28 protein-coding genes are annotated in these 26,225 nt (G+C 37.3%); 13 read left to right on the top strand and 15 right to left on the bottom strand.

Features of this window, described 5'->3' with window-relative positions:
- Positions 1-16: 16 nt before the first annotated feature.
- The gene (locus Q0874_RS00180) at positions 17-346 is read right to left on the bottom strand and encodes a MerR family transcriptional regulator (protein WP_299157891.1); all 330 of its coding nucleotides are present in this window, start codon (positions 344-346) and stop codon (positions 17-19) included.
- Positions 346-1,323: a M23 family metallopeptidase gene (locus Q0874_RS00175; RefSeq protein ID WP_299157890.1), complete on the bottom strand. Its 978-nt coding sequence runs from the start codon at positions 1,321-1,323 to the stop codon at positions 346-348. The genes Q0874_RS00180 and Q0874_RS00175 overlap by 1 nt, the downstream gene beginning before the upstream one ends.
- A 104-nt stretch (positions 1,324-1,427) precedes the next feature.
- Here Q0874_RS00175 and alaS point away from each other — a divergent pair, with 104 nt between their 5' ends.
- Genes alaS through Q0874_RS00155 form a run of 4 tightly spaced genes read left to right on the top strand, consistent with a single transcriptional unit; the run spans position 1,428 to position 6,299 of the window.
- Complete coding sequence (gene alaS, locus Q0874_RS00170; protein ID WP_299157889.1) at positions 1,428-4,043, top strand: alanine--tRNA ligase; 2,616 nt, start codon at positions 1,428-1,430, stop codon at positions 4,041-4,043.
- Between the two features lie 5 nt (positions 4,044-4,048).
- Positions 4,049-4,708, top strand: coding sequence for a hypothetical protein (locus Q0874_RS00165; RefSeq protein WP_299157888.1), 660 nt, complete (start codon positions 4,049-4,051; stop codon positions 4,706-4,708).
- A gap of 17 nt (positions 4,709-4,725) precedes the next feature.
- A complete protein-coding gene (locus Q0874_RS00160) occupies positions 4,726-5,688 on the top strand; it encodes a GSCFA domain-containing protein (RefSeq protein WP_299157886.1) in 963 nt (320 codons plus the stop codon).
- Entirely contained in the window at positions 5,685-6,299 is a 615-nt protein-coding gene (locus tag Q0874_RS00155) for a DUF4230 domain-containing protein (protein WP_299157885.1), read from the top strand. The genes Q0874_RS00160 and Q0874_RS00155 overlap by 4 nt, the downstream gene beginning before the upstream one ends.
- A 26-nt stretch (positions 6,300-6,325) precedes the next feature.
- Here Q0874_RS00155 and Q0874_RS00150 read toward each other — a convergent pair whose 3' ends face one another.
- From Q0874_RS00150 to Q0874_RS00135, 4 genes are all read right to left on the bottom strand, one after another.
- Positions 6,326-7,591, bottom strand: a complete 1,266-nt coding sequence (locus tag Q0874_RS00150) for an acetylxylan esterase (protein WP_299157884.1) — start codon at positions 7,589-7,591, stop codon at positions 6,326-6,328.
- Positions 7,592-7,600: 9 nt separating this feature from the next.
- Entirely contained in the window at positions 7,601-9,352 is a 1,752-nt protein-coding gene (locus tag Q0874_RS00145) for an aromatic amino acid hydroxylase (protein WP_299157883.1), read from the bottom strand.
- 60 nt (positions 9,353-9,412) lie between these two features.
- Entirely contained in the window at positions 9,413-9,988 is a 576-nt protein-coding gene (locus Q0874_RS00140; RefSeq protein WP_299157882.1) for a DUF4136 domain-containing protein, read from the bottom strand.
- Positions 9,989-10,064: 76 nt separating this feature from the next.
- Positions 10,065-10,223, bottom strand: a complete 159-nt coding sequence (locus tag Q0874_RS00135) for a DUF5522 domain-containing protein (protein WP_299157880.1) — start codon at positions 10,221-10,223, stop codon at positions 10,065-10,067.
- Between the two features lie 178 nt (positions 10,224-10,401).
- On the opposite strand from Q0874_RS00135, the gene Q0874_RS00130 reads away from it, so the two are divergent.
- The 4 genes from Q0874_RS00130 to hemL are packed head-to-tail and all read left to right on the top strand — an operon-like array spanning position 10,402 to position 13,765.
- Positions 10,402-10,734, top strand: coding sequence for a hypothetical protein (locus tag Q0874_RS00130; protein ID WP_299157878.1), 333 nt, complete (start codon positions 10,402-10,404; stop codon positions 10,732-10,734).
- Positions 10,722-11,651: a 1-aminocyclopropane-1-carboxylate deaminase/D-cysteine desulfhydrase gene (locus tag Q0874_RS00125; RefSeq protein WP_299157876.1), complete on the top strand. Its 930-nt coding sequence runs from the start codon at positions 10,722-10,724 to the stop codon at positions 11,649-11,651. Before Q0874_RS00130 ends, Q0874_RS00125 begins: the two co-directional genes overlap by 13 nt.
- A complete protein-coding gene (locus Q0874_RS00120; RefSeq protein ID WP_299157874.1) occupies positions 11,648-12,469 on the top strand; it encodes a glucosaminidase domain-containing protein in 822 nt (273 codons plus the stop codon). Before Q0874_RS00125 ends, Q0874_RS00120 begins: the two co-directional genes overlap by 4 nt.
- 6 nt (positions 12,470-12,475) lie before the next feature.
- Positions 12,476-13,765 carry a glutamate-1-semialdehyde 2,1-aminomutase gene (hemL, locus tag Q0874_RS00115; RefSeq protein WP_299157872.1) on the top strand — a complete coding sequence of 430 codons (1,290 nt, stop codon included), beginning with the start codon at positions 12,476-12,478 and terminating at the stop codon, positions 13,763-13,765.
- Between the two features lie 78 nt (positions 13,766-13,843).
- On the opposite strand, the gene Q0874_RS00110 is transcribed toward hemL, so the two are convergent.
- The 4 genes from Q0874_RS00110 to Q0874_RS00095 all read right to left on the bottom strand — a co-directional run bounded on the left by Q0874_RS00110 (position 13,844) and on the right by Q0874_RS00095 (position 15,278).
- Positions 13,844-14,302, bottom strand: a complete 459-nt coding sequence (locus Q0874_RS00110) for a hypothetical protein (RefSeq protein ID WP_299157870.1) — start codon at positions 14,300-14,302, stop codon at positions 13,844-13,846.
- A gap of 206 nt (positions 14,303-14,508) precedes the next feature.
- On the bottom strand, positions 14,509-14,688 hold the full coding sequence (locus tag Q0874_RS00105; protein WP_299157868.1) for a hypothetical protein: 180 nt from the start codon (positions 14,686-14,688) through the stop codon (positions 14,509-14,511).
- 322 nt (positions 14,689-15,010) lie between these two features.
- Complete coding sequence (locus Q0874_RS00100; RefSeq protein WP_299160065.1) at positions 15,011-15,094, bottom strand: DUF5118 domain-containing protein; 84 nt, start codon at positions 15,092-15,094, stop codon at positions 15,011-15,013.
- Complete coding sequence (locus Q0874_RS00095) at positions 15,078-15,278, bottom strand: hypothetical protein (RefSeq protein ID WP_299157867.1); 201 nt, start codon at positions 15,276-15,278, stop codon at positions 15,078-15,080. The genes Q0874_RS00100 and Q0874_RS00095 overlap by 17 nt, the downstream gene beginning before the upstream one ends.
- 271 nt (positions 15,279-15,549) lie before the next feature.
- Here Q0874_RS00095 and Q0874_RS00090 point away from each other — a divergent pair, with 271 nt between their 5' ends.
- Positions 15,550-16,179, top strand: coding sequence for a hypothetical protein (locus Q0874_RS00090; protein WP_299157865.1), 630 nt, complete (start codon positions 15,550-15,552; stop codon positions 16,177-16,179).
- 361 nt (positions 16,180-16,540) lie between these two features.
- Positions 16,541-16,966: a hypothetical protein gene (locus tag Q0874_RS00085; RefSeq protein ID WP_299157863.1), complete on the top strand. Its 426-nt coding sequence runs from the start codon at positions 16,541-16,543 to the stop codon at positions 16,964-16,966.
- Between the two features lie 53 nt (positions 16,967-17,019).
- Here Q0874_RS00085 and Q0874_RS00080 read toward each other — a convergent pair whose 3' ends face one another.
- From Q0874_RS00080 to lysS, 3 genes are all read right to left on the bottom strand, one after another.
- Positions 17,020-18,453: a DASS family sodium-coupled anion symporter gene (locus tag Q0874_RS00080; RefSeq protein WP_299157861.1), complete on the bottom strand. Its 1,434-nt coding sequence runs from the start codon at positions 18,451-18,453 to the stop codon at positions 17,020-17,022.
- A gap of 93 nt (positions 18,454-18,546) precedes the next feature.
- The gene (locus Q0874_RS00075) at positions 18,547-19,953 is read right to left on the bottom strand and encodes a PKD domain-containing protein (RefSeq protein WP_299157859.1); all 1,407 of its coding nucleotides are present in this window, start codon (positions 19,951-19,953) and stop codon (positions 18,547-18,549) included.
- A 135-nt stretch (positions 19,954-20,088) separates the two neighbouring features.
- Positions 20,089-21,780 (bottom strand): lysine--tRNA ligase, encoded by a 1,692-nt coding sequence (gene lysS, locus Q0874_RS00070; RefSeq protein WP_299157857.1) that lies wholly within the window; start codon positions 21,778-21,780, stop codon positions 20,089-20,091.
- A gap of 276 nt (positions 21,781-22,056) precedes the next feature.
- Between lysS and Q0874_RS00065 the strand changes: the two genes are divergently transcribed.
- The 3 genes from Q0874_RS00065 to lipB all read left to right on the top strand — a co-directional run bounded on the left by Q0874_RS00065 (position 22,057) and on the right by lipB (position 24,060).
- Entirely contained in the window at positions 22,057-22,971 is a 915-nt protein-coding gene (locus tag Q0874_RS00065; RefSeq protein ID WP_299157855.1) for a hypothetical protein, read from the top strand.
- Positions 22,972-23,167: 196 nt separating this feature from the next.
- Positions 23,168-23,323 carry a YqaE/Pmp3 family membrane protein gene (locus Q0874_RS00060; protein ID WP_083930693.1) on the top strand — a complete coding sequence of 52 codons (156 nt, stop codon included), beginning with the start codon at positions 23,168-23,170 and terminating at the stop codon, positions 23,321-23,323.
- Positions 23,324-23,343: 20 nt separating this feature from the next.
- Positions 23,344-24,060 carry a lipoyl(octanoyl) transferase LipB gene (gene lipB / locus Q0874_RS00055; RefSeq protein ID WP_299157853.1) on the top strand — a complete coding sequence of 239 codons (717 nt, stop codon included), beginning with the start codon at positions 23,344-23,346 and terminating at the stop codon, positions 24,058-24,060.
- Between the two features lie 23 nt (positions 24,061-24,083).
- Here lipB and Q0874_RS00050 read toward each other — a convergent pair whose 3' ends face one another.
- Both Q0874_RS00050 and Q0874_RS00045 read right to left on the bottom strand, forming a co-directional pair.
- A complete protein-coding gene (locus tag Q0874_RS00050) occupies positions 24,084-24,773 on the bottom strand; it encodes a hypothetical protein (RefSeq protein ID WP_299157851.1) in 690 nt (229 codons plus the stop codon).
- 3 nt (positions 24,774-24,776) lie between these two features.
- The gene (locus Q0874_RS00045) at positions 24,777-26,108 is read right to left on the bottom strand and encodes an OmpA family protein (RefSeq protein ID WP_299157849.1); all 1,332 of its coding nucleotides are present in this window, start codon (positions 26,106-26,108) and stop codon (positions 24,777-24,779) included.
- Positions 26,109-26,225: the final 117 nt, after the last annotated feature.

The raw sequence follows: 26,225 nt of genomic DNA, 5'->3' as shown, positions 1-26,225 counted from the left end.
AAGTTATAGTATTGTTTTAAAGTTGACTTTTTATTTTGATCAGCTCTGACCTAATTCGCTCGAGCTTTTGTATAATTTCAAAATTTGATAATGTCTTTTGTCTTTCTTCGCGTAAGTGAGTTTTAGCACCTTCAAGCGTAAATCCACGTTCCTTAACCAAATGGTATATTAGTTGGAGATTTTGAATATCTTTTGGAGTGAACTTCCGGTTGCCTTTTGCATTTTTTTTGGGTTGTATGACATCAAATTCCTTCTCCCAGAATCGAATAAGGGAAGTATTTACATCAAATGCCCTGGCAACTTCGCCAATTCCATAATAACGTTTTTCTGGCAATTCTATATACATTAATCCAGTGATTGATTTTCCTGAGTTGCGTATTTAAGCATGTTTTCATATTCTTCGGCAGATAAACTTCCGTAATAAAAATTTATTGGATTTATACGCTCTCCTTCTTTCCATACCTCATAGTGCACGTGAGGTGCTTCAGATCTGCCCGTGCTTCCCACAAAGCCTATAAGGTCTCCCCGCTTCACTTTTTGGTTCCTCTTCACATTGTATTTACTTAGATGGCCGTATAGGGTCATATACCCATATCCATGATCTATCCGGATATGCTTGCCGTAACCGGATGCATTATTATCTGCGCGTTTCACAACACCATCTCCGGAAGCATAAATAGGTGTGCCCTTGGGAGCCGTAAAATCCATGCCCCGATGCATTTTTCTTGCCTTGGTAAAAGGGTCTGAACGCCATCCAAATCCGGAAGCCATACGTGTAAGTTCTTCGTTATTCACGGGTTGTATGGCCGGGATGGCCGCTAAAAGTTTTTCTTTTTTCTCCGCCAGCTTGGTTATTTCATCCAGAGATTTAGATTGAATTACCATCTGTTTTTGTATGATATCCAGCCGTTTGGTAGTGGAAATTATCATCTCAGAATTATTAAATCCTTCCAAAGATTTATATCTGTTAACCCCTCCAAAACCTGCCTTGCGCTGTTCTTCCGGAATAGGATTGGCCTCAAAATAAAGCCGGTAAATATTATTATCCCTGTCTTCAATATTTCCGAGAACATACTCTATTTGCTCCATTTTTTTATTTAGAAGCTCAAATTGCAATTCATAGTTCTTGGCTTCTCTTTGTAATGAAAGTTCTCTGGGAGTATTTAAGAGATTTGTATTTAGCAAAAGAATTAAACCAAGCAAACCGGAGATAACAGAACCCAGCGAAAAGAGGAAAATATTCCTGTAACGCCGAGATTTCTTTGGCTCTATCTTTCGATATGAAAGGGTGTCCGGATCGTAATAATATTTTACCTTAGACATGAATGGATTTTATCCTATTTTTGTTCTTTCGTCTTATCAAAACAAACAAATATAAAAATTGTTTTGTACAAACCATTAAATTTAATAAAACCTTGTCAAATTAGATGACTTCCAAGGAAATAAGAGCAAATTTTTTAAGTTTTTTTAAGGAAAAAAACCACAAAATTGTCCCTTCTGCACCTATGGTCATCAAGGATGATCCTACCTTGATGTTTACCAATGCCGGAATGAATCAATTTAAGGAGTTTTTTTTAGGCAATTCACCTATAAAAAATCCAAGAATTGCAGATACACAAAAGTGCCTTCGTGTGAGCGGTAAACACAATGATCTTGAAGAAGTGGGGAAAGACACTTACCATCACACCATGTTTGAAATGCTTGGCAATTGGAGCTTTGGAGATTATTTCAAAGAAGAGGCCATAAGCTGGGCATGGGAATTCCTTACCAAGGTGTGTAAAATTGACAAGAATAGCCTTTATGTATCTGTATTTGAGGGTAGTTCTGATTCTGACAAACTGGAAATGGACATGGAAGCGTACAATTTGTGGAAAAGCATTGTGCCTGAAGACAGAATTATTAAGGGAGACAAAAAGGATAATTTTTGGGAAATGGGAGAGCAGGGGCCATGCGGTCCTTCTTCAGAAATACATGTTGATATACGTTCTAAAGAAGAAAAGGAAAAGATTGACGGGGCTACACTGGTAAACAAGGATCATCCGCAGGTAGTGGAGATTTGGAACCTGGTTTTTATTCAATACAATCGAAAGGCAAATGGCACACTGGAACCACTTCCTAAAAAGCATGTAGACACGGGAATGGGTTTTGAACGTCTTTGTATGGTTTTGCAAAACGTACAATCTAATTATGATACCGATATTTTTGCACCCCTAATCAGGGAAATTGAAACGATTACAAATACTACTTACGGGAAGAACGAAGAAACAGATATTGCCATTCGTGTTATTGCCGATCATGTTAGGGCAGTAGCCTTCTCGATAGCGGACGGACAATTACCAAGTAATACCGGGGCCGGTTATGTGATTCGTAGAATTTTGAGGCGAGCTGTTCGCTATGGATTTACCTTTTTGAATACAAAAGAACCTTTTATGTTCCGTTTGATTGGGTCTTTAGGATCTATCCTCGGAGATACATATACAGAGTTAATAGACTCCCGAAATGGTATCGAAAATGTAATGCGCGAAGAAGAGGCTTCTTTTCTTAAGACCTTAGAACAAGGTCTGTTTTTATTAGATAATGTTCTGGAGAGTACTAAGGGAAAGGTAATTGATGGCAGAAAAGCTTTTGAACTTTACGACACTTTTGGGTTTCCTATAGACCTGACAGAATTGATTCTTAGTGAAAAAGGATTTGAATTAGATAAGGCAGGTTTTGAGATGGCTATGAAAGAACAAAAAAATCGTTCAAAATCAGCCTCAGAAATATCTAAAGAAGACTGGACTATTCTCATGGATGATTCAGAACAAGAGTTTGTTGGTTATGATTTTATTGAAGCCCCAGTGAAATTAGTCAAGTATAGAAAAGTAATATCTAAAAAAGAAGGTGCTCTTTATCAAATGGTATTTAACCAAACCCCATTTTATCCGGAGGGAGGGGGCCAAGCCGGGGATAAAGGTTATTTGGAAGCCCCTAATGGCGATGTGGTTTATATCCTTGACACCAAAAAGGAGAATAATGAAATTCTGCATTTTTCAAAAAATCTACCCAGACATCCTGCTGAAACTATGAAGGCGGTAGTAGATAGTCTATATCGGGAAAGAATATCTAAGAATCATTCTGCCACCCATTTGCTTCACCAGGGTTTGAGACAAATATTAGGAGACCATGTTGAGCAAAAAGGATCTGCTGTACATGCCAATTATTTACGATTTGATTTCTCTCATTTCGCTAAAATGACAGAGGAAGAACTTGCTGAGGTTGAAGATTTTGTAAATGCGAGGATATCTGCGCAGATCCCCTTGGAAGAAAAACGAAAAGTCCCGGTAAAAGAAGCCCTGGAGGAAGGTGCTATGGCCCTTTTTGGCGAAAAGTATGGTGATACGGTACGGAGTGTACGCTTTGGTAATTCCATTGAACTTTGTGGGGGGACCCATGTGAAAAACACCAGCTCCATATGGCATTTTAAAATAGTTTCCGAAGGGGCTATTGCGGCCGGTATAAGAAGAATAGAAGCCATTACCGGTGATGCGGTAAGAAAATCTTATGAAAAGAATGATAAAGTCTTGCAAGAAATACAGGATCAATTAAAAGGGACCAAAGATCCTTTAAAGGCTCTGATATCTTTGCAAGATGAAAATACAAAACTCAAGAAGGAAGTACAGGAACTTCTAAAACTAAAAGCTAAAAATCTTAAAACAACCTTAATCCAAAAAATTGAGGAAATACATGGGGTGCAATTCCTGGCACATAAAATAGATTTAAATGCTGCAGGCATGAAGGACCTTTCTTTTGAAATGGGGAAAGACCGGAAAAACCTTTTCCTTTTACTAGCAACGGAGCAGGGCGGTAAAGTGACCTTATCATGCTATATATCCAAAGAACTGGTTCAATCAAGAAACCTGAATGCAGGACAGATTGTACGAGAATTAGGAAAATATATAGATGGAGGAGGAGGAGGGCAGCCATTCTTTGCTACAGCCGGAGGTAAAAATTCAGAAGGGATTCCTCTGGCATTGGAAAAAGCAAAGGAGTATCTAAAATAAAACAGATGAGACTTTTTAAATCCAATCTGCTAAACTGGAAATATATTTTGGGTGAGATCTTATTGATATTCTTCGGAATTAGCCTGGCTATTTGGTTTAACAACTGGAATGAGGCAAATAAGATAAATACGAATAAGAAAATTGCTTTGGATAAAATAGAGGATGAAATTCAAAATAATTTAGAAGAATTGCGGGCCGCGAGGCAGATAAACATTAAAATTCCAAAAGCGATAGCAAACTATAAAGAATTTGTTTTTAAAGGTGATGGTGATCCCGTATCTGAGATATCCCACATGCAAGATTTCCAAAAGGAATATTCGGGCTTTTTCCAAATAAAAGATTCTGTAAGGATTAATGATTCAGTATACAGATATCTTGGAGATGCTAAAATTAATATTGAGCTTACAGAATTATCAGAAATCGCATGGGAAACTTCCAGGCATATGGGAATAGCCAATGAGTTTGGTTATGAATGCCTTTATGAACTGGAGAATATGTACAATATTCAGCGTTTGGTCCAAAATGAAATAAATAAGGCTGCTGAGGCGCTGCAAAATCAGGAAATTGATCGGCTTATCCGAATTCTTGGATTTATAAGTCAGTTAGATGAGCAGCTGGAATCGGATTATAATTCAATGTTAGGACATATTGCCGATTGTTTATAACGCCAGTACAAGACAGAATGAAACTTCAAACAATAGTACCTTTGAAACCAGAGGATAAGCAGATAGATTATAAAAGCCCTCTGCTGCTTCTAGGATCTTGTTTTGTTGAAAATATTGGAGAGAAACTCAAATATTATCAATTTCAAACCCTTCAAAACACTTTTGGTATATTGTTCCACCCTATAGCAATAGAAAACTTGATAATTCGTGCAATAGAAGAAAAAGCTTATGCAGACGCTGATGTTTTTTATTACAATGAACGCTGGCACTGTTTTGATGCACATTCAGACCTGAGTGATTCATCTAAAGAGAACCTGCTTAGCAATTTAAATAGTGCCCTCCTTTATACAAGAAATCAGCTCAGTAAGGCCACTCATACATTAATTACATTGGGCACTGCCTGGGTTTACAAAGATGTTGAAAATCAGAAAAGGGTTGCCAACTGTCATAAACTGCCACAAAAACAATTTACAAAAGAGTTACTTACAGAAAGTGAAATTGAAGAAAGTCTTAACAGCATAATTTCAACTATCAGAAAGGTAAATGTAAATGCTACGGTGATTTTTACCATTTCCCCGGTGAGGCACTTAAAGGATGGCTTTGTAGAAAACCAACGAAGTAAAGCAAATTTGATTACAGCTGTTGGCAAGATTGTGGAATCAGCCTCATCAAATAAAAACCTGCATTATTTTCCTGCGTATGAAATTATGCTGGACGAGTTAAGGGACTATAGATTCTATACTGAGGATATGGTGCACCCCAATAATCTGGCAATTGACTATATCTGGGATAAATTCAAAAGTGTCTGGATTTCTCAGAAGGCAGACCAGGTAATGAAAGTAGTTCAGGAAATTCAGAAAGGATTGGCCCACAGACCTTTTAATGAGAAGGCAGAGCAGCATCAATTATTTTTGAAGTCGCTAAATGAGAAAATTTTGGTTCTGAAAAAGGAGTACACATTTATGAATTTCGATATATGAAGCGAGTTTTAGTAGGAATAGTTATTGCAATGGCCATGATTTTGATTTTCCAGTCCTGGAACAAGGGTAAGGAGGAAAAATCTATTTTAAAGGAGAATAGTTTACTTATTCAACAGCAGATTAAAAATGTTTCCAAGATAATAGTCACCGAAGGTCACTTTTCCGAGGTATATAGTTATAAAGATTCTCAACTGTTATTTGGTCCTTATTTTACTGCAGATAAAAGAGCTTTAGTAGTAGTGAATGCTGAAGTTACTGTGGCTTATGATCTAAGTGAGATTAATTTTGAAGTAGACGAAACTACCAAAACCCTAAGGATAATAAATATTCCGGAGCCGGAGATTAAAATTAATCCGGATTTTGAGTATTATGATGTGACCGCAGATTATTTTAATCCGTTTGACGCCGAAGATTATAATAAGATCAAGAATAATGTAAAAGCTTCCCTTCAAAAAAAAGTAGAAGCTTCTTCTTTGCAAAAGAATGCCGAAAACAGATTAATAAGTGAACTCTCTAAGTTTTATATTCTTACTAATTCATTGGGGTGGACGCTTTCCTATAATAATAAAATTGTTGAAGAAGATGTTTTCGAAATTTTCTCTCCGAACTGATTTTATTCGCACCAAAAATTTATTGCTTAATCAAATTGTTCAACCGCCCATTTGATATACTGTTCCCAGTCGTATTCAGTAACATCGTGTTTACCGGTTCGAATATGATAGGCCACCGTATTTTGGATTGGAGAATTCACGCCGGGCATTACATTTGATGAGATGCCTGCTTCTCCAAATAATGAATAAACAGCAGTAGCGTAGTACGCAGAAAGAAATTCTCCTTTAGGGTCTGCCCATTGATCTTCCTGTGCACTGGCAACATATAAAGGCCTTGGAGCAATTAAAGCCAGTAATTCATGTTGGTCTACGGGTAGTTCTTCTTCCGCATTGTTGTATTTTTTAAAGTTCTCAGAGAACCAATAAGGAAAATTTTCATTTATTTGAGCTACCGTCTCCCCGAATTTGCGTTTAGATAAGGCAGCTCCACCGCAACCTGAATCGTTGGAAATAACTCCTGCAAATCTTTCATCCATTGCACCGGCCCATAATGCAGCTTTACCCAATCTGGAATGTCCAAAAACGATAACCCTTGATTTATCAACTTCCATGTCATTTGCCAGGTAGTCCATGGCTCTGCTCAAAGCCCATGCCCAGGCCCCAATGCCACCCCATTCATCTTTGGCCGGCCTTTTCTGATCTTTAGTATAGAACAATGAATGAAGACCATCTGTAAAATCATTTTTGTCGGGATCTATTTCTCCATAGTAAATGGTTGCCAGACCATATCCGGCTTCAATCATCCTGGATATCGCCCATCTGCCGGATCGCAATCCCCTACTTTCTTCAGTTAAGGTATGGTTAGTAATGCCTATTGATTCATTATTCAGAGACCAGGCTTTTGAGATGATTATAGCCGGATCGTTAATAACTGTATGATTTCCATGAAAATTATAACCCAAAAATACAGGAGCACGGGAAACTTCCTTTGGCAGGTATAAAAGTATCAGGAAGCTTAATGTTTTGCCGTTTTTTGTAATAGTTACCTTTACCTGTCTTCGTTTGGCAAGTCCGTCGAGTGCGGAGTTGCTTTCTTCTACAATTTCAAAAGTAATACCATCAAAAGTTCCGGGAACTTTTCCAAAAACCTGAGATTCAAAGAAATTAATCAGTTCGGGTCTTCTTAATTCATTCCATGAGGAACTTGTCAGAATTTGTTTTTTAGAAAAAGTAGTCAACGGATCGGGCAGGTCAAACTCCGGGACTTTAGATTCGTCATAATTAGCAACAAATTGAGCATTCATAGTTTGAAGAGCAAGGATTACAAAAGCAGATAAGATATAATATCTCATAATTAATTATTAATTAACCAATTGGCCATCAACCAATGATAACCCGTCATCTATTAAATGCCCCACTTTTGGATTATTAAGTTTAACGGTCTCCAAATGAGAATGGATTTGTTGTGCAAATCCAAGGTCATTATTGTTTTTGGCCAATTCGTAGAGTTCAATAGATAAAAGCCAGTCATTCGGATACTTCTCACATATTTCTTTAAACACTTTGTTTCTTGATATAGTTGTGTTACTCCCTTCACGATAGTCTCGTATCTGTTTATAATACTGTTCTAATTTTTTACGGGCTTCAGATTTTATTGGTTTTATTGTTTCTGAGGAAATTTTGTGGGTAACTAAATCGAAACTACTGAGGTCTGCAGGGCCGTTGAAAGCTGATACTATATGTTCTCCTACAGCCATATGATACAAACCGGAATCTGATGTAAAAAGCACTTCTTTGCCATGGGTCACGGTGCAGTTTCGGAATGTTATCAGAATAATTTTACCCATTAGATTGCGCTTCCCTGTTATAATTTCGCCATCTACCTTAATATCTCCTTCAAATTCAAGTGAAATAGTTTCACCTTCATAGATCTTATAGGCTTTCAGATCTCGTGGGCTCATATCTTCTATGGCCAGATTAATGCCTTTAAGCTTCCCTACAGGTGAACCAAAACCTTTTGGATGATCAAGCCTGCTATGTCCAACCAGTTCCTTTTCCCTGTAAGACAAAGCGGTCTCGCCTTGCGTCTGAAGATATACTGGTTTATCGTCATTTGAGATTACCATACTGAATATCCCGGATATCTGTATCCCGGTACTCAGCTCTACTGTTCCCAGTTCTTTGGCATTGATCAATTTGGTTACCCCGGAAAGCCCCCCTTTTCTTAAAGACATAGAATTGGCAAATTCTTCAAGAACCTGACTCAGATACGCAAAATCCGGAGTTACAAAGAGTTGAGGTTGAGGTTGGGTAATATCAAAAGAAGTGTGTGCTGCTTCTATGCTGTATGGAATTTTTTTTACTTTCTCTGTCATGCACCAGGCACTCTCGCCAATGGAGGATAATAATCCCGCACCATAAATTTTTGGTTCTTCCACAGTTCCAATTAGCCCGTACTCTACAGTCCACCAATGTAAATTTCTAATAAGGGCCATTTCACTGGGCTCTCCCATATTTTGCTGTAATTCTTCGATGTGTTTTTCCGCTTTCTGAATATCAACCAGGGGAGTCCCTGCAGCTTCTTTTATTATGGAGAGATATCTGACAGCCTCATAGAGTTCATAATCCTTTGCGCTGGAAATAGCTTTCGATCCTATTTCACCAAACCTTCTCAAATATTCTGCATATTCAGGATTTGCTATGATTGGCGCATGTCCGGCTCCTTCATGGATAATATCGGGTGCCGGGGTGTATTCAATATGTTCAAGTTGTCTTATGTCTGAGGCAATAACAAGCACATTATAGGCCTGAAATTCCATAAAGGCTGCCGGAGGGATAAACCCGTCTACGGCAACTGCAGCCCATCCAATTTCTTTTAAAATGCGATTCATCCCGTACATATTAGGAATGTGATCTACAGAAATTCCGGTTTTATGAAGTCCGTCTACATATGATTTATGGGCTACAGTACTCAGGTAGTCCACATTTTTTCGCATAACATAACGCCATACAGCCTGGTCTATGGCTGAGTAATCCTCATAGTTCTGAGGCTTAATATATTGTTTAAGATGAGTGGGAAGTTTATCTAAAATAGGGTTACTTTCAAAGGACATAATAGTTCATTAATGCCTTATAAAGATACAAAAAACCGCCCAAAGCGGGCGGTTATAAATTTAATTTGCTGCAATAACCTCCGGGGGATACTGTTGTAATATTTGCGAAACAAATTGGCGAATACGTTTCTCTTTTTTTTCTATATTTTTCGTATTATTCAGGGTGCCAACACCTCTACCCTGCCAAACTAATTCTTTTCTTGTGGCATCTATAAAATCAATATATAAAGAACCTTCCGTTCTTGTACTTACATTATTGCCATAATAACCGGGTCCCCAAAAATAGGGATTGTAGTAGCCGTAATAACCCGGCCAGCCCCAGCCCCAGCCATAACCCCAGCCGTTATACACATCTACCTCCACTCTTTCATTTGTAAAAATACTTATTAAAAGATCAGGCTTATCAGACTTAACAAAACCAAGAGAATCCATTTCTGTTTCAATTGCCCTTAAGATTCGTTTCTTGTCCAGATCGGAAATCTGTGCCCTGTCTATTCCCGTTTTGTAAAATGCATAACTTTTATATGCCGTAAAATCCGTTTGCCTGTCGTAATCTGATAAAACATTTACCGAAGCACAGGAACTTAAGAAGAGAATGAATAGTATTGGAACAGCTATTATTTTTATCTTTTTCATAATAATACTATTTGGGTTTGTCAACCATTAAGAATAAGATTAACAGCACAATTATCATGCCAAATACACAGGCAAATTACTGTGTATTTGTCTTTGCATTATACCCATAAGGACAATGCCTGCAGCTACTCTCGCAACAATAACCGCGCTTAAGATGATATTCTTTCGTGAAAACGCGATAGCCCTCTTCAGATAAGTAAAAATCACCTTCTTCCGTCGGTAATATTTTTTTCATATATGCAAAATTACGGCAATATTGTTAATAAAATATTACCGAATAGATCAAAACCCATTAATATGCTGCAAAACGAAAGGATATCAGCTTACCGTATAAGTTGGTAACCTAAGCTGATTTATAGACTAAAATAAATTTAAAAATTTATCTTTGTTTAAAGCTGTTAATACAATTGCTTATGATTGTGATAATTAGACGTTTTTTTTACAAGGATTATGTGGGCTTGTCTTTATGGCCGTTTATTATTCTCAAGAATGTTCAGTTAAAACAAGATGCTGTTTTAATTAATCACGAAAGGATTCATTTACAACAACAACAGGAACTTCTTATTATTCCTTTTTATTTTTTATATATCTCAGAATGGTTGCTTAGATCATTGCTTTATTTTGACACCTATAAAGCATATCAAAATATTAGTTTTGAACGCGAGGCCTATCAAAATGAAATAAATATGGAATACCTTGAAACGAGAAAACGTTTTAGCTTTATTAAATATTTTTGGAGCCATTAAGCCCGGGAGTTGTGTTGGTCACCAATCAAAAAGTATACCTTCCCCTCTTAGAAAAAAAGAAAGTAGAACTTCATATAAAGCGAGAGGATTTGATACATCCTCAAATTTCGGGTAATAAATATCGTAAACTTAAGTACAATCTGCTTAAGGCAAAGAAACTGAAGTATGATACTATACTTACCTTCGGTGGTGCTTTTTCTAATCATATTGCCGCAACTGCCTACGCAGGCAAGGTGAACGGGATGAAAACCGTAGGGGTAATTAGAGGGGAGGAATTAGAGGGTTCATGGACAAGTAATCCAACTTTGTCTGCTGCAAATAAGCAAGGCATGAAGTTTAAATTTGTCTCCAGGACAGACTACAGGAAAAAGGGGACTAAGGCATTTTTTGATAATTTAAAGGCGGAATTTGGGAATTTCTATAGGGTTCCAGAAGGCGGTACAAACAAATTAGCGGTTAAAGGATGTGAAGAGATTCTTACGCCAAAAGACAGCGAATTTGATATAATCTGCTGCGCTGTTGGAACCGGAGGTACTTTGGCCGGAATTATTAATTCGGCTACGCCCAACCAACGCGTAATAGGTTTTCCTGCTCTTAAAGGCGACTTTTTAAAGAAAGATATTTGTAAATTTGTCGAAAATGGGAACTGGGATTTATGTACAGATTACCATTTTGGAGGCTATGCCAGGGTTGATGAATTATTAATATCGTTTATAAATGAAATGAATCAAAACCTTGAAATACCCCTTGATCCGGTTTATACGGGAAAAATGATTTACGGTATATTAGACATGATTACTAACGATTATTTTAAACCCAATACTAAAATATTGGCTATTCATACCGGTGGATTGCAAGGAATAGCTGGAATGAATTTATATTTGAAGAGCAAAAATTTACCCATAATCGATATATGAAACACGCTACGCTGGCAGTTGTTTTGGTTTTTTTACTTCTAAGTTGTGGAACTAAAAAAAGAACTACCTATTCCAATAAATCATCATCCGAGGTTGTAAAATCTAACAAAACCAATAAAGATTATACAAAGTTTCCTTTTCCGGAGGATGCCAAAAAGTTTACGTACTTTTCCACCTCATCGATAGAAGAATATTTAGTTACCTATTCAGAAATAGCACAATTTGAAATGAAGGCCTATGGCATACCGGCAAGTATTACTTTGGCTCAGGGTATTTTGGAAAGCGGCTATGGAATGGGAAAACTTACCATAAAGACTAATAATCATTTTGGGATTAAATGTCATAATAGCTGGGATGGTGAGTTTGAGTATCATGATGATGATGAAAAAGGCGAGTGTTTTAGAAAATACAATCATCCAATGTACTCATTTCGTGATCATAGTATTTTTCTTTCATCAAGGGCTCGCTATGCGTCCCTTTTTGAATTAAGGCGGGATGATTATAAAGGATGGGCAAAAGGGCTTAAGAAAGCGGGTTATGCCACTGATAAAAGTTATCCTCAAAAATTGATTTCCTTTATTGAAAGGTATCAGCTCTACAAATACGACAAGGAAGTTTTGGCTCAGGGATATCAGGTTCTGGCAGAACCTAAAAAATATGATTACAAAAAGCATGTTGTCCAAAAAGGAGACACTTTATATTCTATATCCAGAGCCTATTTTATTTCTGTCGATGAGTTGATGAAACTCAACGGCATGAACTCCAGTAACTTGTCTGTTGGACAGGAGCTGAAGATTAAATCTGAAAGAGTAAAATAAATTAGTATGATTTATCAGAGAAGCAGTGCCTTATTTGCTGAGGCTAAGAAATATATTCCGGGAGGTGTAAATTCTCCGGTCCGAGCTTTTAAGGCAGTTGGAGGTGATCCTGTTTTTATAGAAAGGGCCAAAGGGGCTTATTTATACGATGTGGATGGAAATAAGTTAATTGACTATATTTCTTCCTGGGGTCCGCTGATTTTGGGGCATGCTTATGAACCTGTAATTAATGCAGTGATTAATAAAGCTAAGCTTGGTACTTCTTTTGGAATGCCTACAGAAATAGAGACAGAACTAGCTCAATTGGCAGTTTCTATGGTTCCCAATATTGATAAGATTAGATTTGTAAATAGCGGAACAGAAGCTTGCATGAGTGCCATTCGTCTGGCCCGTGGATTTACAGGAAAAGATAAGATTATAAAATTTGCCGGATGTTATCACGGGCATTCGGATTCCTTTTTAATTCAGGCCGGAAGTGGTGCCGTAACATTTGGCAGTCCTAACAGCCCCGGAGTGACCAAAGGTACCGCTAAGGATACCTTATTGGCAGAATATAATAACCTGGAAAGTGTGATTACCCTGATTGCGGCTAACAAGGGTGAAATTGCCGCTGTTATTATAGAGCCCATAGCTGGTAATATGGGTTGTATTGTTCCGTCAGATTCTTTTATGGACGGACTTAGAAAGATCTGTACTGAGGAAAATATTCTGTTGGTTTTTGATGAAGTAATGACGGGATTCCGCCTGGGCCGTGGTGGGGCACAAGAAGTCTTAGGAATAGATGCTGATATTGTTACTTACGGAAAGGTAATCGGTGGAGGTCTTCCTGTAGGAGCATTCGCCTCGAGCAACGAAATCATGGCACACCTGGCTCCCGAGGGACCTGTTTATCAGGCCGGTACTCTTAGCGGTAATCCTTTGGCCATGAGTGCCGGACTTGCTATGCTCACAGAATTGAATAATCGGCCTGAGATTTTTGATAGCCTTGATCAAAAGACGGCTTATCTTCATAATGGCCTTTCTTCTGTGCTAACAGAACATGGTATTCCTCATCAAATTAACCGTTTTGGTTCGATGATTTCGGTTCATTTTACTGAAAATCCAGTGATAGATTTTAGCAGTTCTGCCAAAGGTAACAATGAGATATTCCGCAAGTATTTTCACGGGATGTTAGAGCAGGGAATATATCTGCCACCGAGTGCCTTTGAAAGCTATTTCTTAAATGATGCTATTACCTATAAGGATTTGGATAGTACAATTGAAGCCTTAAAGAAGATTGCTCCTGATTTGGTATAAAAGGCAGTATTAATAAAGAAACGGAATATAGAATAGTTATACGTTATTCTACACCCCGTTTTCCACAAGACTCAAGACTTATTTGCCATGCCTCCTCCCGGAGTTATGTTCTCTGTTACCTTCTTTTTTATGACTTCTGCGATGATGATTTATGCGTTCCCATTTTTGAAATTGTTCTTCGGACAGAATTTGTTTCATCTTTCCTTTTTGGGCAATCATCCTATCCAATCGTTCATTTTGAAACTTAAAGCGTTCATTCGTACTTGGTTTGGATTGTTCCGCTTGTTCCTTTTTCACCTTCCGTTCCAACATTAAAGCCTCCCGCTCTTTGGCATTTTCCAAATTTAGCGTTTGAATTTCCTTTTGTTGAGCCGTACTTAAATCCAGAGCCAAAGTCATCTTCTTTGTCTTAAGTATGGCTATTTGTTCCGGAGACATATCTTTCATCCCCCTTTGTTCACTATCAAAATGCTGGCCTCTTTGAGAATAACCCATCATTCCGATTAATAATACGGTTGTTACTAATACTTTTTTCATGTGTTTATGTTTTTGTAATACACCTTGGATTATTAATTCATTATTTGGTTTAAATCACATTCTGATATTATAAAAACTTTAACACCCCTGAGAATATGGTTTAGTGAATCCAATGCAGAATATTTTAAATTTTAATTCGCAAAAACAAAAAGGGTCCGGTTTATACCGAACCCTTTGATTTGGGAATTTATATATGGATTTGTTTACTAATTAAGATCTTCAAATTCAATTAAGAATGTGGGTTTTAAATTTTCATTGGTAATATCAACGACCTCTACTGCCGTATATTGATGTTCCTGATTTTCATTGCTATCTAAACCATAGTAGGTAAATGCAGACAATACAAAGCAAGTAAAATAAAGCAGACTTTTAATTTTATAAGACATAATTCCGGGGTTTTTATTCATTACTAAGATATAACCAATAATAAACCAGATCGAAAGATTGTTGTGAATGTCTTTTTTATAGGTGTTAAAAACCTATTATTTGTGGTCTGTACCAATTCTACCCGGATTTTATGTAAAAGCACTTTACATTTAATAGCTTAAATAAGGTAATTCACCGATAACTACTAGCGAGAGGGCAGCGGATTTAGTATTTGATCTATGCGTTCTTTTACATCCTGTAAATGATATTTACTCATGTTATCAGATGTTCTTGGGATGGTATTGCGAATAGTTTTTTTAGTTTATTCAATTTTGCTCACCATCAAGTTTCCCTGTTAAAAAGGGTATCCGGTATTTCATAGAGATGTTTATCCTCAACAACGTGGACATTAAAAAAGCCCTTTATCCGTAATGGCTTCTTTGGTAATGACTTTGGAATAAGGCTGTATTTTATCCTTTTTTATACTTAATTTTTCTTCCGTTTGCTCTATTTCAACCTTTTTCTTTTTAAAGATTTGTGCATCAGCAGTACCTGGGATTCCTAAAGCAACTATTGCCAATAAAAGTAGTTGGAGAATGTTGTTTGCCATTTAAAAGTGTTAGTTTTTTGATACGAATTGGCCAAAGAACTGAAAAATTAATTAAAACTATTGTTAATTAATCATAAGCACATTTTTTTTTACATTGTTGAATTATGAGCATATAACTATCAGGTAAACAGCTATATAAATAGAAATAGCACATTAGCAACTAATGTTAAAAATGGCAGTTTTGATTGTTAAACAAAAGCTAATAGTGTAACAAATTGATTTTACGACCGTCTTATATTCAAACAACGATCAACAAAAACCAAATTATAAAATGAATAAATTATTAATATTATGTGGATTGGTAATGCTGGGCACAACCACCACACCGCAAGAAAATAAATTGACTTCAAATTGTACTGCATCGGAAGATAGTATTTATGTAAGTATAGAAGGTGTAAATAGCCATGAATTACTTGCTATGGAGACTGAAACTATATGGAAAGCTCCTAAACTTGTAAGCAGAATTTCAGTAAATGCTCCGGAGGATATAAAAGTGTCTGAAATTGTATTTATTGAAGAAGAGCCTTCTATAGAATTAGGATTTGATACAGCGGAGTATCTGCCTGAAGGCTTTGATCCTTATAGTGTCTATTTCGATGTAAACGCTATTGAGTTCATTGACGAGGAAATGACAGACCTGGGGTTTGATACGGAAGAGTATTTACCAGCAAATTTTAATGCATATACAAATCCTAACGGAATAGATGGAATTAGTTACATAGAAGAAGAAGCTATTGACCTGGGCTTTGATACAACAACATATCTACCAGAAGATTTTGATCCTTATGATGTCTATTTGGATCTGGATTCTGTAGAGTATATAGAAGATGAAGGAGAATTAGATTTTGATTTTAGTACTGAGGATTATTTACCAGCTGGATTTGATCCTTTATCAAGATAATAAGGGGATAGAAGATCTTATTTCTATCGATTTATTGGGTTAGTCGCCATAAAAGTCTTTGCTCTGCAAGGGCTTTTTTTATTAGCCTGCCTTTTTTTGTAGCTATCTACTCCGCCTAAAAGTAAATTAACAAAAATTTAACTTAAAATAGCTAATTATAGAATTGTTAAAAACTGCAAAAAGTATAGGTGACCTTGATAAATTTTTCAGTGCTCTTTTGAACTGTTCTTAAGTTTTATCACAGGAAACTGAGAAATTCGCTTTTAAGGTCCGATTAATCAATTGTTAATAGTATCAGAAGAGCAATAATAGGCGCATTTCCATGTTCTAACTTTGTATAAAATTTTAACCTTATAGCGTTATGAAATATTTAAAAACAATAGTAAGCAGCTTTTTGATAGTAGCAACTATCAACGGGATAAATGCTCAGAATCCAAATGGTGATGAAAAGCATTTTGATATTAGCAGCATTGAATATATAGAAGAAGAAGATTTTGATCTTGGTTTCAATACATCAGAATACCTTCCGGAAGATTTTGATCCTTATCAATATTATTTTGATCTGAATTCAATTTCTTATGTGGAGGATGTTTATGTGTATATTGATTTTGAAAAAAATTTACCAAGACATTTTGATGTGTTTGCAAATCCGTCGGATTTTCGAAATGTGAGTTACATTGATCCAATGGACGAAATACACCTGGAGATAGATACAGTAGAGCATTTGCCTGCTGACTTTAATCCGTATTCAAGAACTTCTTCAATAAACTATAATTCTTTGTATTAATTTTTACAATAACATAGTAACAGGCCCTGATCATTGTATCGGGGCTTTTTTTATTAAAACAATATTGGGATTACATATTGGAAAACTAGTATCAATAAGACAACAGCGATAAGGTTTAAAACGATTCCAACTTTTGCCATTTGGTGAACCTTAATATAACCACTGGCAAAAACAATTGCATTAGGTGGGGTGGCCATTGGCAACATAAATGCACAACTACTGGCAATTGTCACCGGGATCAACAGGTATATTATTGGTATGTCTAAACCAATGGCAATTCCTGCGACCACAGGTGCCAAAACGGCAACCAGGGCAACATTACTCATCAATTCGGTCATAAATAGCATTAGGATTATGAGGAGCGAAGCCGTAAACAGAATACTTATCTCACTGGTAGCAATGGCGTTGGAGACAATATCTACAATACCGCTTACAGACATTCCCTTTGCAAGGGCCAGTCCGCCCCCGAAGAGAATGAGAATGCCCCAGGCCAATTTTTGAGTGTCTTTCCACTTGATAATAAAATCACCTTTTCTGATATTATAGGGAACAGCAAAAAGAGAAATTGCAGCCAACATACTAATTATTGTATCTGAAAGTCCTAAACCCGGGAATATTTTGTTTATCAGGGTTCTGAAAATCCATAGAAATACAGTTATCCCGAAAATAACCAAAACCATTTTTTCCTTACCTGAAATAGGGCCTAATTTTTTTAATTCTGAGTTTATTACATCCTTGGATGCCTTGAACTTAAGTTGTCTGTTTGGAAACATCCATTTTACCAGAACCAGGTAAGATATTATTAATAATATTATAGAGAAAGGGAGCCCTAGGGTCATCCATTTTAGAAAGGAAATCTCTATATTATATTCATTTTCTAATAGCCCAATCATAACAGAGTTGGGAGGAGTTCCAATAACAGTGGCAATGCCTCCGGCATTCGCAGAAAAAGCTATGCCAAGCATGACACTAAGGGCAAAATTCTGATCATTTTTAGTATAACCGTCTTTGTCATTAATTAGTAAACCAATTACAGACATCGCTATTGGGAGCATAACTACTGTACTGGCCGTATTACTTATCCACATGCTTAATGAAGCCGTTGCTATCATGAAACCCAGCACCACCTTATTGGGGGTAGTGCCTGTTATTTTAATAATGTTGAGTGCTATGCGTTTATGGAGATTTACCTTTTCCAATGCCAATGCCAAAACAAACCCTCCGAAAAACAAGAAAATTATGGGACTTCCATAATTGGCGCCCACATCTGTTATCGACATTATTTCCATAACAGGGAAAAGCACAAGCGGTAAAAGTGCAGTTACTGAAATGGAAACGGCTTCAGTAATCCACCAAATAACCATCCATAAGGCAACTGCAATAACGCTATTAGCACTTTCATTTTCGGGAATAAAGTTTGGTAAATTTGCAAAAATGAAGAAAAGAAGCGGACCCGATATAAGTCCTAGTTTCCTGTTAAAGCCCATTCAGTTTATTTTAGGCTCTAAACTATACCTTTTACTTTAGTTTTAAAAATAAAAGGGAGCAAGCTTGCTCCCTTTTAAAATTGCTGTAAAAGGCTACTCATTCAAATTTATAGGATTCAGGTCATTGTCTGTTAAGCCGTATAACAGTTTTACCTCTCCTTCTATATCAAATCCGGCAATAAAAAATAAATTGCCATTTTTATTTAGTATTTCAGGTAGATAATTGCCCGGATAATTCAGTTCTTTAATTTGACTACCATTTTGGTCAAATTTTCTTAAATTCTCGTCGCTGGACAATACAAAGGAATCTCCTAAAGACACCATTGCCTGATTATTCTTTGTTCCTTCAAAATATGATGATGCTATCTTGGCACCGGTTGCATTAGCAACAGTGAGTTCGCCATTAGCATACATCGCGATATTGCCGTTAGAAAGCTGTTCTAAATGATAACTGCCGTTCAGGTCATTAGCAGAACTGATTTTAGAGTCCAATACGGAATCCTCATATATAACATGGGAAGTAACATTTAGACCAATGTCAAAGAAGATTAACAAGGGTTTATAATTTGTTATTTTCGGATTGGTATCATTTTTACTGAAAACTGCTCCAAAAGCAAGATAACCGTTTTCGACCTTAATCATATCACCTATCATGGAATCTGCATCCCCAAATGAATTCAGAACCACCGCGAAAGCATCGCCTGAAGAATTCCTTGTCTCAACAGCGGCTTTGTAGATGCCAACATCTTCTGCTGTACCAAAGTAATAGAAGTTCGTGCCTTCTGCCAGGAAACCATAACTGTGTTTGGTAGATGGACTAATTCCATTCATAAAATTCCACGCATTGTTATAGGTAACTTCCTGAGTTCCATAAAGGCCATCCAGTGTTCTTGAAAACACAAAATTCATATTTCCGCTCGGATAAAAGTTAACAAAAGCACTATTAGAATTATAAGGTTTGTCTGCCAAATAATTTGAGGAGGATAAATAATTTTCATCTAATTCCCGATAATAAAATTTAGCACCTCCAGTGCCTGCCAGGTCTTCCAAAAGTTCAATGGAATAGATTAAACCGTTTACCTGATTTACACCAGTTTCCATGGGAATTCCGTTAAACCCATCAGCTATTTCAGGGAAAATAAAAAAGTCTTGCACCACGGCGTCATTCACCAGAATTTGTTGGGAAAATGTTTTCGTTTCCATAGCTTCATTGGAAACTGTTAAGGCGATAGTATAATCTCCGGGCTTTCCGTAAACTACCGTAGGGTTTTCTTCTGTACGTGTTTCTCCGTTACCAAGATTATAAGAGTATGCAATAGCTCCTACGGAACAATTACTTATTTGCAGGTTTTCGCCTACCAAAAGGATCTCTTTACTCATCTCAAAACATGCCACTAATTTTGAGTTGGGATCAGGATTATCTGGCTCAGAAGGAGATGTGTCTTTTGAACAGGAAGTAAAAAATGCTGCTAAAATTATCAGAAAGTAGATTTTCTTCATAAAAACAGATTTGGGATTCTATTATTATAACGAAAATACCGGAGTATTTATTTCAAAATTTAACACTCATTCGATGAAATGCACTAGGTTTAAAATGCTGATAATGAAATAACTAAGAATAAAATTTCCTTTTTATTATTCATTTAATTTACAAATAAGAGTATCGTCCTCTTTTACCACCTTGGTTAACCCTAATTTATTTAATCCTTTAAGACTTTTGTCCCACGCTTTATTGCTTAAACCGGCAGCTTCTTTTAAATCGGCTAAGGGCATGGATTTATGGGTTTTTAAGATATTATAAATTGCTTTTTCACTTTCATTTAATTCCAGGGGCTTTTTTTCGGGCCGCATTTGAGGAAAGAATAATACTTCCTGAATAGAGGCATTATTTGTTAACAGCATGACCAAGCGGTCTACACCGATACCAATCCCCGATGTGGGCGGCATTCCGTATTCCAGGGCCCTAATAAAATCCTGATCAATAAACATGGCTTCATCATCGCCTTTTTCCGACAGTTTTAATTGTTCTTCAAAGCGATCACGCTGGTCAATAGGATCATTTAGTTCTGAGTAAGCGTTGGCGATTTCCTTCCCGTTAATCATAAGTTCAAACCGCTCGGTTAAGGCCGGATTCGTCCTGTGTTCCTTAGTAAGCGGACTCATTTCTTTTGGGTAATCTATAATGAAAGTGGGTTGAATGTAGTGATGCTCACATTTTTCACCAAAAATCTCATCAATGAGCTTTCCAACCCCCATACTTTCGTCTGCTTCTATACCTAATTTTATAGCTACATCGCGGAGTGATTTTTCATCCATCCCGGCAACTTCGTAACCTGTATGCTTTTTAATGGCTTCAAGGATTGGAATACGTGGATAGGGCGCCTTAAAATCGATCTCTTTTTCACCCATAGTAACTTTGGTTGAACCATTGGCGTCTATAGCCACTTTTTCCAACAACTGTTCCGTAGTGTCCATCATCCAATAGTAATCCTTGTAAGCAACATAAAGCTCCATGATGGTGAATTCGGGATTATGGGTACGGTCCATCCCTTCATTTCTGAAGTCCTTAGAAAATTCATATACGCCGTCAAAACCACCCACAATGAGTCGTTTTAGATAAAGTTCATTAGCTATTCTGAGGTAAAGGGGTATATCCAGAGCATTATGATGGGTTATAAAGGGTCTGGCAGCCGCTCCTCCAGGTATGGGCTGCAAAATGGGAGTTTCTACTTCTAAATATCCCTTATCATTTAAAAACTCACGGATACTATTGGTAATTTTAGTTCGCTTTATGAACGTATCTTTAACGGAAGGATTAACCGCCAGATCTACATAACGCTGGCGATAGCGTTGCTCGGGATCGTTAAACTCATCATAGACATTGCCTTCTGCATCTTTTTTGGGAAGGGGCAAAGGCCTCAAGGCTTTACTTAGGATCGTAAAATCTTTAACCATTACCGTTTTCTCCCCGACCTGGGTAATAAATAGTTCTCCTTCTATTCCAATGATGTCACCAATATCCAGCAGTTTTTTATAAACTTCATTGTATTTAATTTTATCATCTCCAGGACAAATTTCATCCCGGTTAAAATAGACCTGAACTCGTCCTTCACTATCCTGCAATTCTGCGAATGAAGCTTTTCCCTGGATCCTTCTGGACATTAACCTCCCCGCAATTATAACTTTTTTCCCCTCTTCATAGCTATTGGATATACTTGCAGATGTGCTGTCTATGGGGAACAAAGCTGCTGGGTAGGGATTAATTCCCATTTCCCGAAGTTTGTTCAATTTTTCCCTTCTTACGATTTCTTGCTCAGAAAGTTGCATAAATTGGTCGTTAAAGCTGCAAATATAGGTACAATGAGCTAATCTATCAATCCAATATTTTCAATCTATTATTAAATGGGTTTTCGATGAATAAACTAATTCTTAATCATGATAAAAATCATAGATTAATACTACAATCTTCATTTCATTTGCTCTTTATTTCAAATGGACGGCTTTTGTTGAAGAAAGCATGACAAATTTTGAGGTTTCTCTATACTTAGATAGGAAAAAATGGCAATCACGCCAAATCTAGTTTTTATATAAATTCTTTAAAAAATGAACAAAATCGTATTAAGCTTTGTAGCATTGGTAGGTTTCGCATTACAATCAAGTAGTCAGGAAATTGCACCCTATATTGAAATTGGCAAATCGAAAAACAGTATTCAGCAGGTATCAGAGGATGTGCTGACTGCGCTCAGAGAAAATTCATTTACGATTCTGGGGACCTATAACCCTTCAAATAAAAACTCTCTGAAAGTTATAGTATTTACGAGACCTGATATAAAGAACACGGTTGTTAAAGTAGCCGACAGAGGAGCGCTGGCTGCCGCTTTAAAGATTGGTTTGGTCCAAAAAAATGATATTGTAAGTATCTCATATACAAATCCCGACTATTTTTTTAGAGCCTATTTAAGAGATAGTTATGACCAGAATAAATTTACTTTCGATAAATTTAGTAAAGATCTAAGAACTGCTTTTGCATCAGTCGGTAATGATTTCACGCCTTTTGGGGGTGCTCTGGAAGCCGATAAATTGAAAAAATATCATTATAAAATAATGATGCCGTATTTCACAGATCCTGTTACTCTCAATGAATTTTCTTCATTTGAAGAAGGGCTTAGGGTAATTGAAGCCAATCTAAAAGCTGGAAAGGGTGAAACATTACAGGTCTACAAGATTCTTTACACTGACGAAAAGGTAGCCGTATTTGGTGTGGGCTTAAGAAGTAAGGAAGACGGAGAGGCCCATTTCTTGCCAATAATTGGGGAAGATCATATTGCGGCTATGCCTTATGAGATAATTCTTCAGGGTAAAACGGCAACAATGCTTCACGGGAAATACCGCATTGCTTTATCATGGCCAGATCTAACAATGGGTACATTTATGAAAATAATGAGTACCCCAGGCGATATCGAGGATACCCTTGAAGGTCTTTGTATAATGTCAGAATCTGATAAAAATTCTTTATAATTTCATCGTAGAAGTCTTTAAAGTTGTTTATTTTTTTAATTGTTTATATAGGCCCTGTAATCACAGGGCCTATAGCTTATTAATTATAAATTTCTTTTAAAATTTGAGCCTTTTTCTTGTAACATAATACAAATTATTGCGTCCAATAAGCACACCTGTCCTGTAATAAGGCGGGGTAAATCATTAAACCTGCACTATGAGCTTTTGGAGAGTATTACTGGCCATTATTTTTCCGCCTTTATCCGTCATTGGTAAAGGTTGCGGATCTTTTCTTATTGTGCTGCTTTTAACCTTTTGCGGTTGGGTTCCCGGAGTAATAGCTGCTTTGGTGATCCTTAATAATCCCAGCTGAAGGTTGTATCTTTGCCAGTGATGAATAAGAAGGTTGCAGCAAAGGATTTGGGCTTAAAGGACTACAAAGAAACCTGGGACTACCAGGAGTTGTTGTTTCAAAAAACCATTGATCTTAAAATTAAAAACAGGCGGGAGGAAACCCTCCTAGAGACGCCTAACCATTTCCTGTTTGTGGAACATCCGCATGTCTATACTTTGGGTAAGAGTGGGGATATCACCAATCTTCTGGTTGATGAAAAGCAACTGGCAGCCAGGGGAGCGCAGTTCTACAAGATAAACAGAGGTGGAGACATCACCTACCACGGGCCCGGACAGATCGTGGGTTATCCTATTTTAGATCTTGATAATTTTTTTACGGACATTCATAAATACTTACGTTTACTTGAGGAAATGGTGATCCTGACTTTGGCTGAGTATGGCCTAAAAGCAGAACGTTCCGAAGGCGAAACCGGGGTGTGGCTTGATGTGGGCACACCTTTTGCCCGGAAGATCTGTGCCATGGGTGTAAGGGCCAGCCGCTGGGTTACCATGCATGGTTTTGCATTGAATGTAAATGCCGATTTAGGGTATTTTGATATGATGATCCCCTGTGGAATAAAAGGTAAGGCGGTTACTTCCTTGAACGTGGAGCTGGGCCAAAAAGAAGTCTCAATGGAGGAAGTGAAGAAAAGACTGCTAAAACATTTTTCCCGGCTTTTTGAGGCCGAGATAATAAAAGAAAATACCGAGACCTAAGCCCAGGTATTTAATTTTGAATATTATTGACTGAATGCACTTAGCACAGTACTTGACATAGGTTTACCGTTTTTATCAAAAGTTTCCTGCTTTACCATGCCCACACCCTCAGACAGCCATAGGCGCGAAGGAAAGTTTTGTTGGGCCATCATCATTTTCGACTGATTTTCACTGTAAATTACATAGCAATCAAAAGTACCGGCGGGCGTAGTAATTGTTTCCTGTTTTTCAACTTTTCTGTTTATCATATCCACTTTAGAAGTCATACTCATACCACTCATGCTCATTTTCATGGCTATATTGGCGTCCGGTAATACCTGACCGACTTCCAAATCATTAGGAAGTTCTATGTCCGTACCAGATATCTCCATCTCCATATCGTCAAATTGCTGAAGCATTTGATTAGACATTAAGGATTCGTAGTCAATCGTTACTGTGTTTCCGGTACAGGTATATGTAAATTCTGAATTAAAGGCTTCCTTGCCCTTATCATCCATATATTTCATAACCATAGTAGCAGAGGAGCTACTGCCCGCATCAGTCACATTAGTTACTGTGTAACTAATAGTTCCCTGAGTTTTACCCTTACCATTAAAGGAAGTGTACTCCATGACGGTACCTTCTTCCATAGGGTAATATTTACTGCAATTCTGAGCTTTTACTGGTATTGCTAAAACGAATAGCAATCCAATTAAAAATAGTTTTATTTTCATAGTTTAAATTTTAATAAATTCCACTCTTCTGTTTTGGGCTTTGCCGTCCGTGGTGCCATTGTCGGCTATGGGCGCTGTCTCGCCTTTTCCTTCTGTTTTCAGTCGCTCTCCGGCAACGTTGTAAATATCTACCAAAGCACTTCTAACTGCATCGGCCCTTTTCTTTGAGAGTTGAATATTAGTTGCGTCATCTCCATCAGAATCAGTATGCCCTACAATGTTGAGGTTCATACCGCCTTCCTGCTGAAGTACTTGTGAGATCTGCCTGATAATCCCCATGGACTGTGGCTGGATATTCGCTGAGCCTGAGTCGAACAAGATGCCATTGGTAGATACTTTACCCTCGGAAATTAATGTCCTTCTTAAATCCAGACCCCCTTCAGCCACCTTTAGATTGGTGATGAACAACCGTTCTTTACCATCCTTAAAATTGTTCATGTGAAATTTCAACGTATTCAGGACACCTCCCTGCGGCACAATCCTTGGAATGTCGATATATTTTTCTTCATTGACCCATAACCTGTAACGTTGCTTGTTCACTGCAATGGAAATATGGGGCCGATTGAGTACTTCATCCCTGAGATCGGCCTTTACCGTACTATAGATTTCTCTTTTGTTATTGATATGATTTTCCATATTGATTCCTATCGGAGAATATTGACAAAATGGAAGATGGGAGTGAACAAAATTACTACCCTCTTTAAACATGTCATCATCACTCAAGGAAATCCTTAAGGTAGCAGTAGATGAGGTTTTATTATCCAATCCTACTGTTTCAATATCAAATTCTATGGTATACTCTTCAGGCAGTGCAGGCACATCTGGGATAAAGTACAAATTATACCCAGAAATAAGTTCTAGCCATTTTTCGGGGGAATCATCCAGGGTCACCACTTCGCCACCACCATTAGTGTTCCATTTGGCAGGAAAATCGCCAATGAAGTCATTCGAAAAATCATCAAAGAACAATAGTTTATCACCAGGAACAAAATCGAATTTACTATACACCTGTATAGGTTTCGGGCCTCCCATATTAGGAGTGCTAGTGCTGCCGTTTATCCCCCCGGAAACATCAGGATTGTTACCACTATCATTTGAGATTGGGTTTTGTCCCTGCGATTGTTCCCCTTTTGAACCAGGTTCCAAAATACTGTCTAAAACAGCGTCTGTTTTTTCCGAAGTTTCCTTTTCAACTCTACGTTCAACCGTGCGTTCCGCTGCTCGTTCCGCTGCTTTTCCTAATTTTTTTAATAATTGAGCACCCGCATCCGGAGTTGCAAACAGGAATAGAAGCAGAGGAAGAATAAAAAGAAGTTGCTGTTTGCGTACTTTCATGATTACCGAAGTGTTTGAAATATCTTAAAAATACGATATTTTAGGTATATTAGAGGAAGTATTACCAATCTTTTTACGTCATAAAAACCTACAAATATCTAAATATTAGCACGTTAC

The sequence above is a fragment of the uncultured Eudoraea sp. genome, assembly GCF_947490415.1.
GTDB lineage: Bacteria > Bacteroidota > Bacteroidia > Flavobacteriales > Flavobacteriaceae > Eudoraea.
Note: the sequence above shows the minus strand (reverse complement) of the source record. Positions and strands in the feature narration are given on the sequence as shown.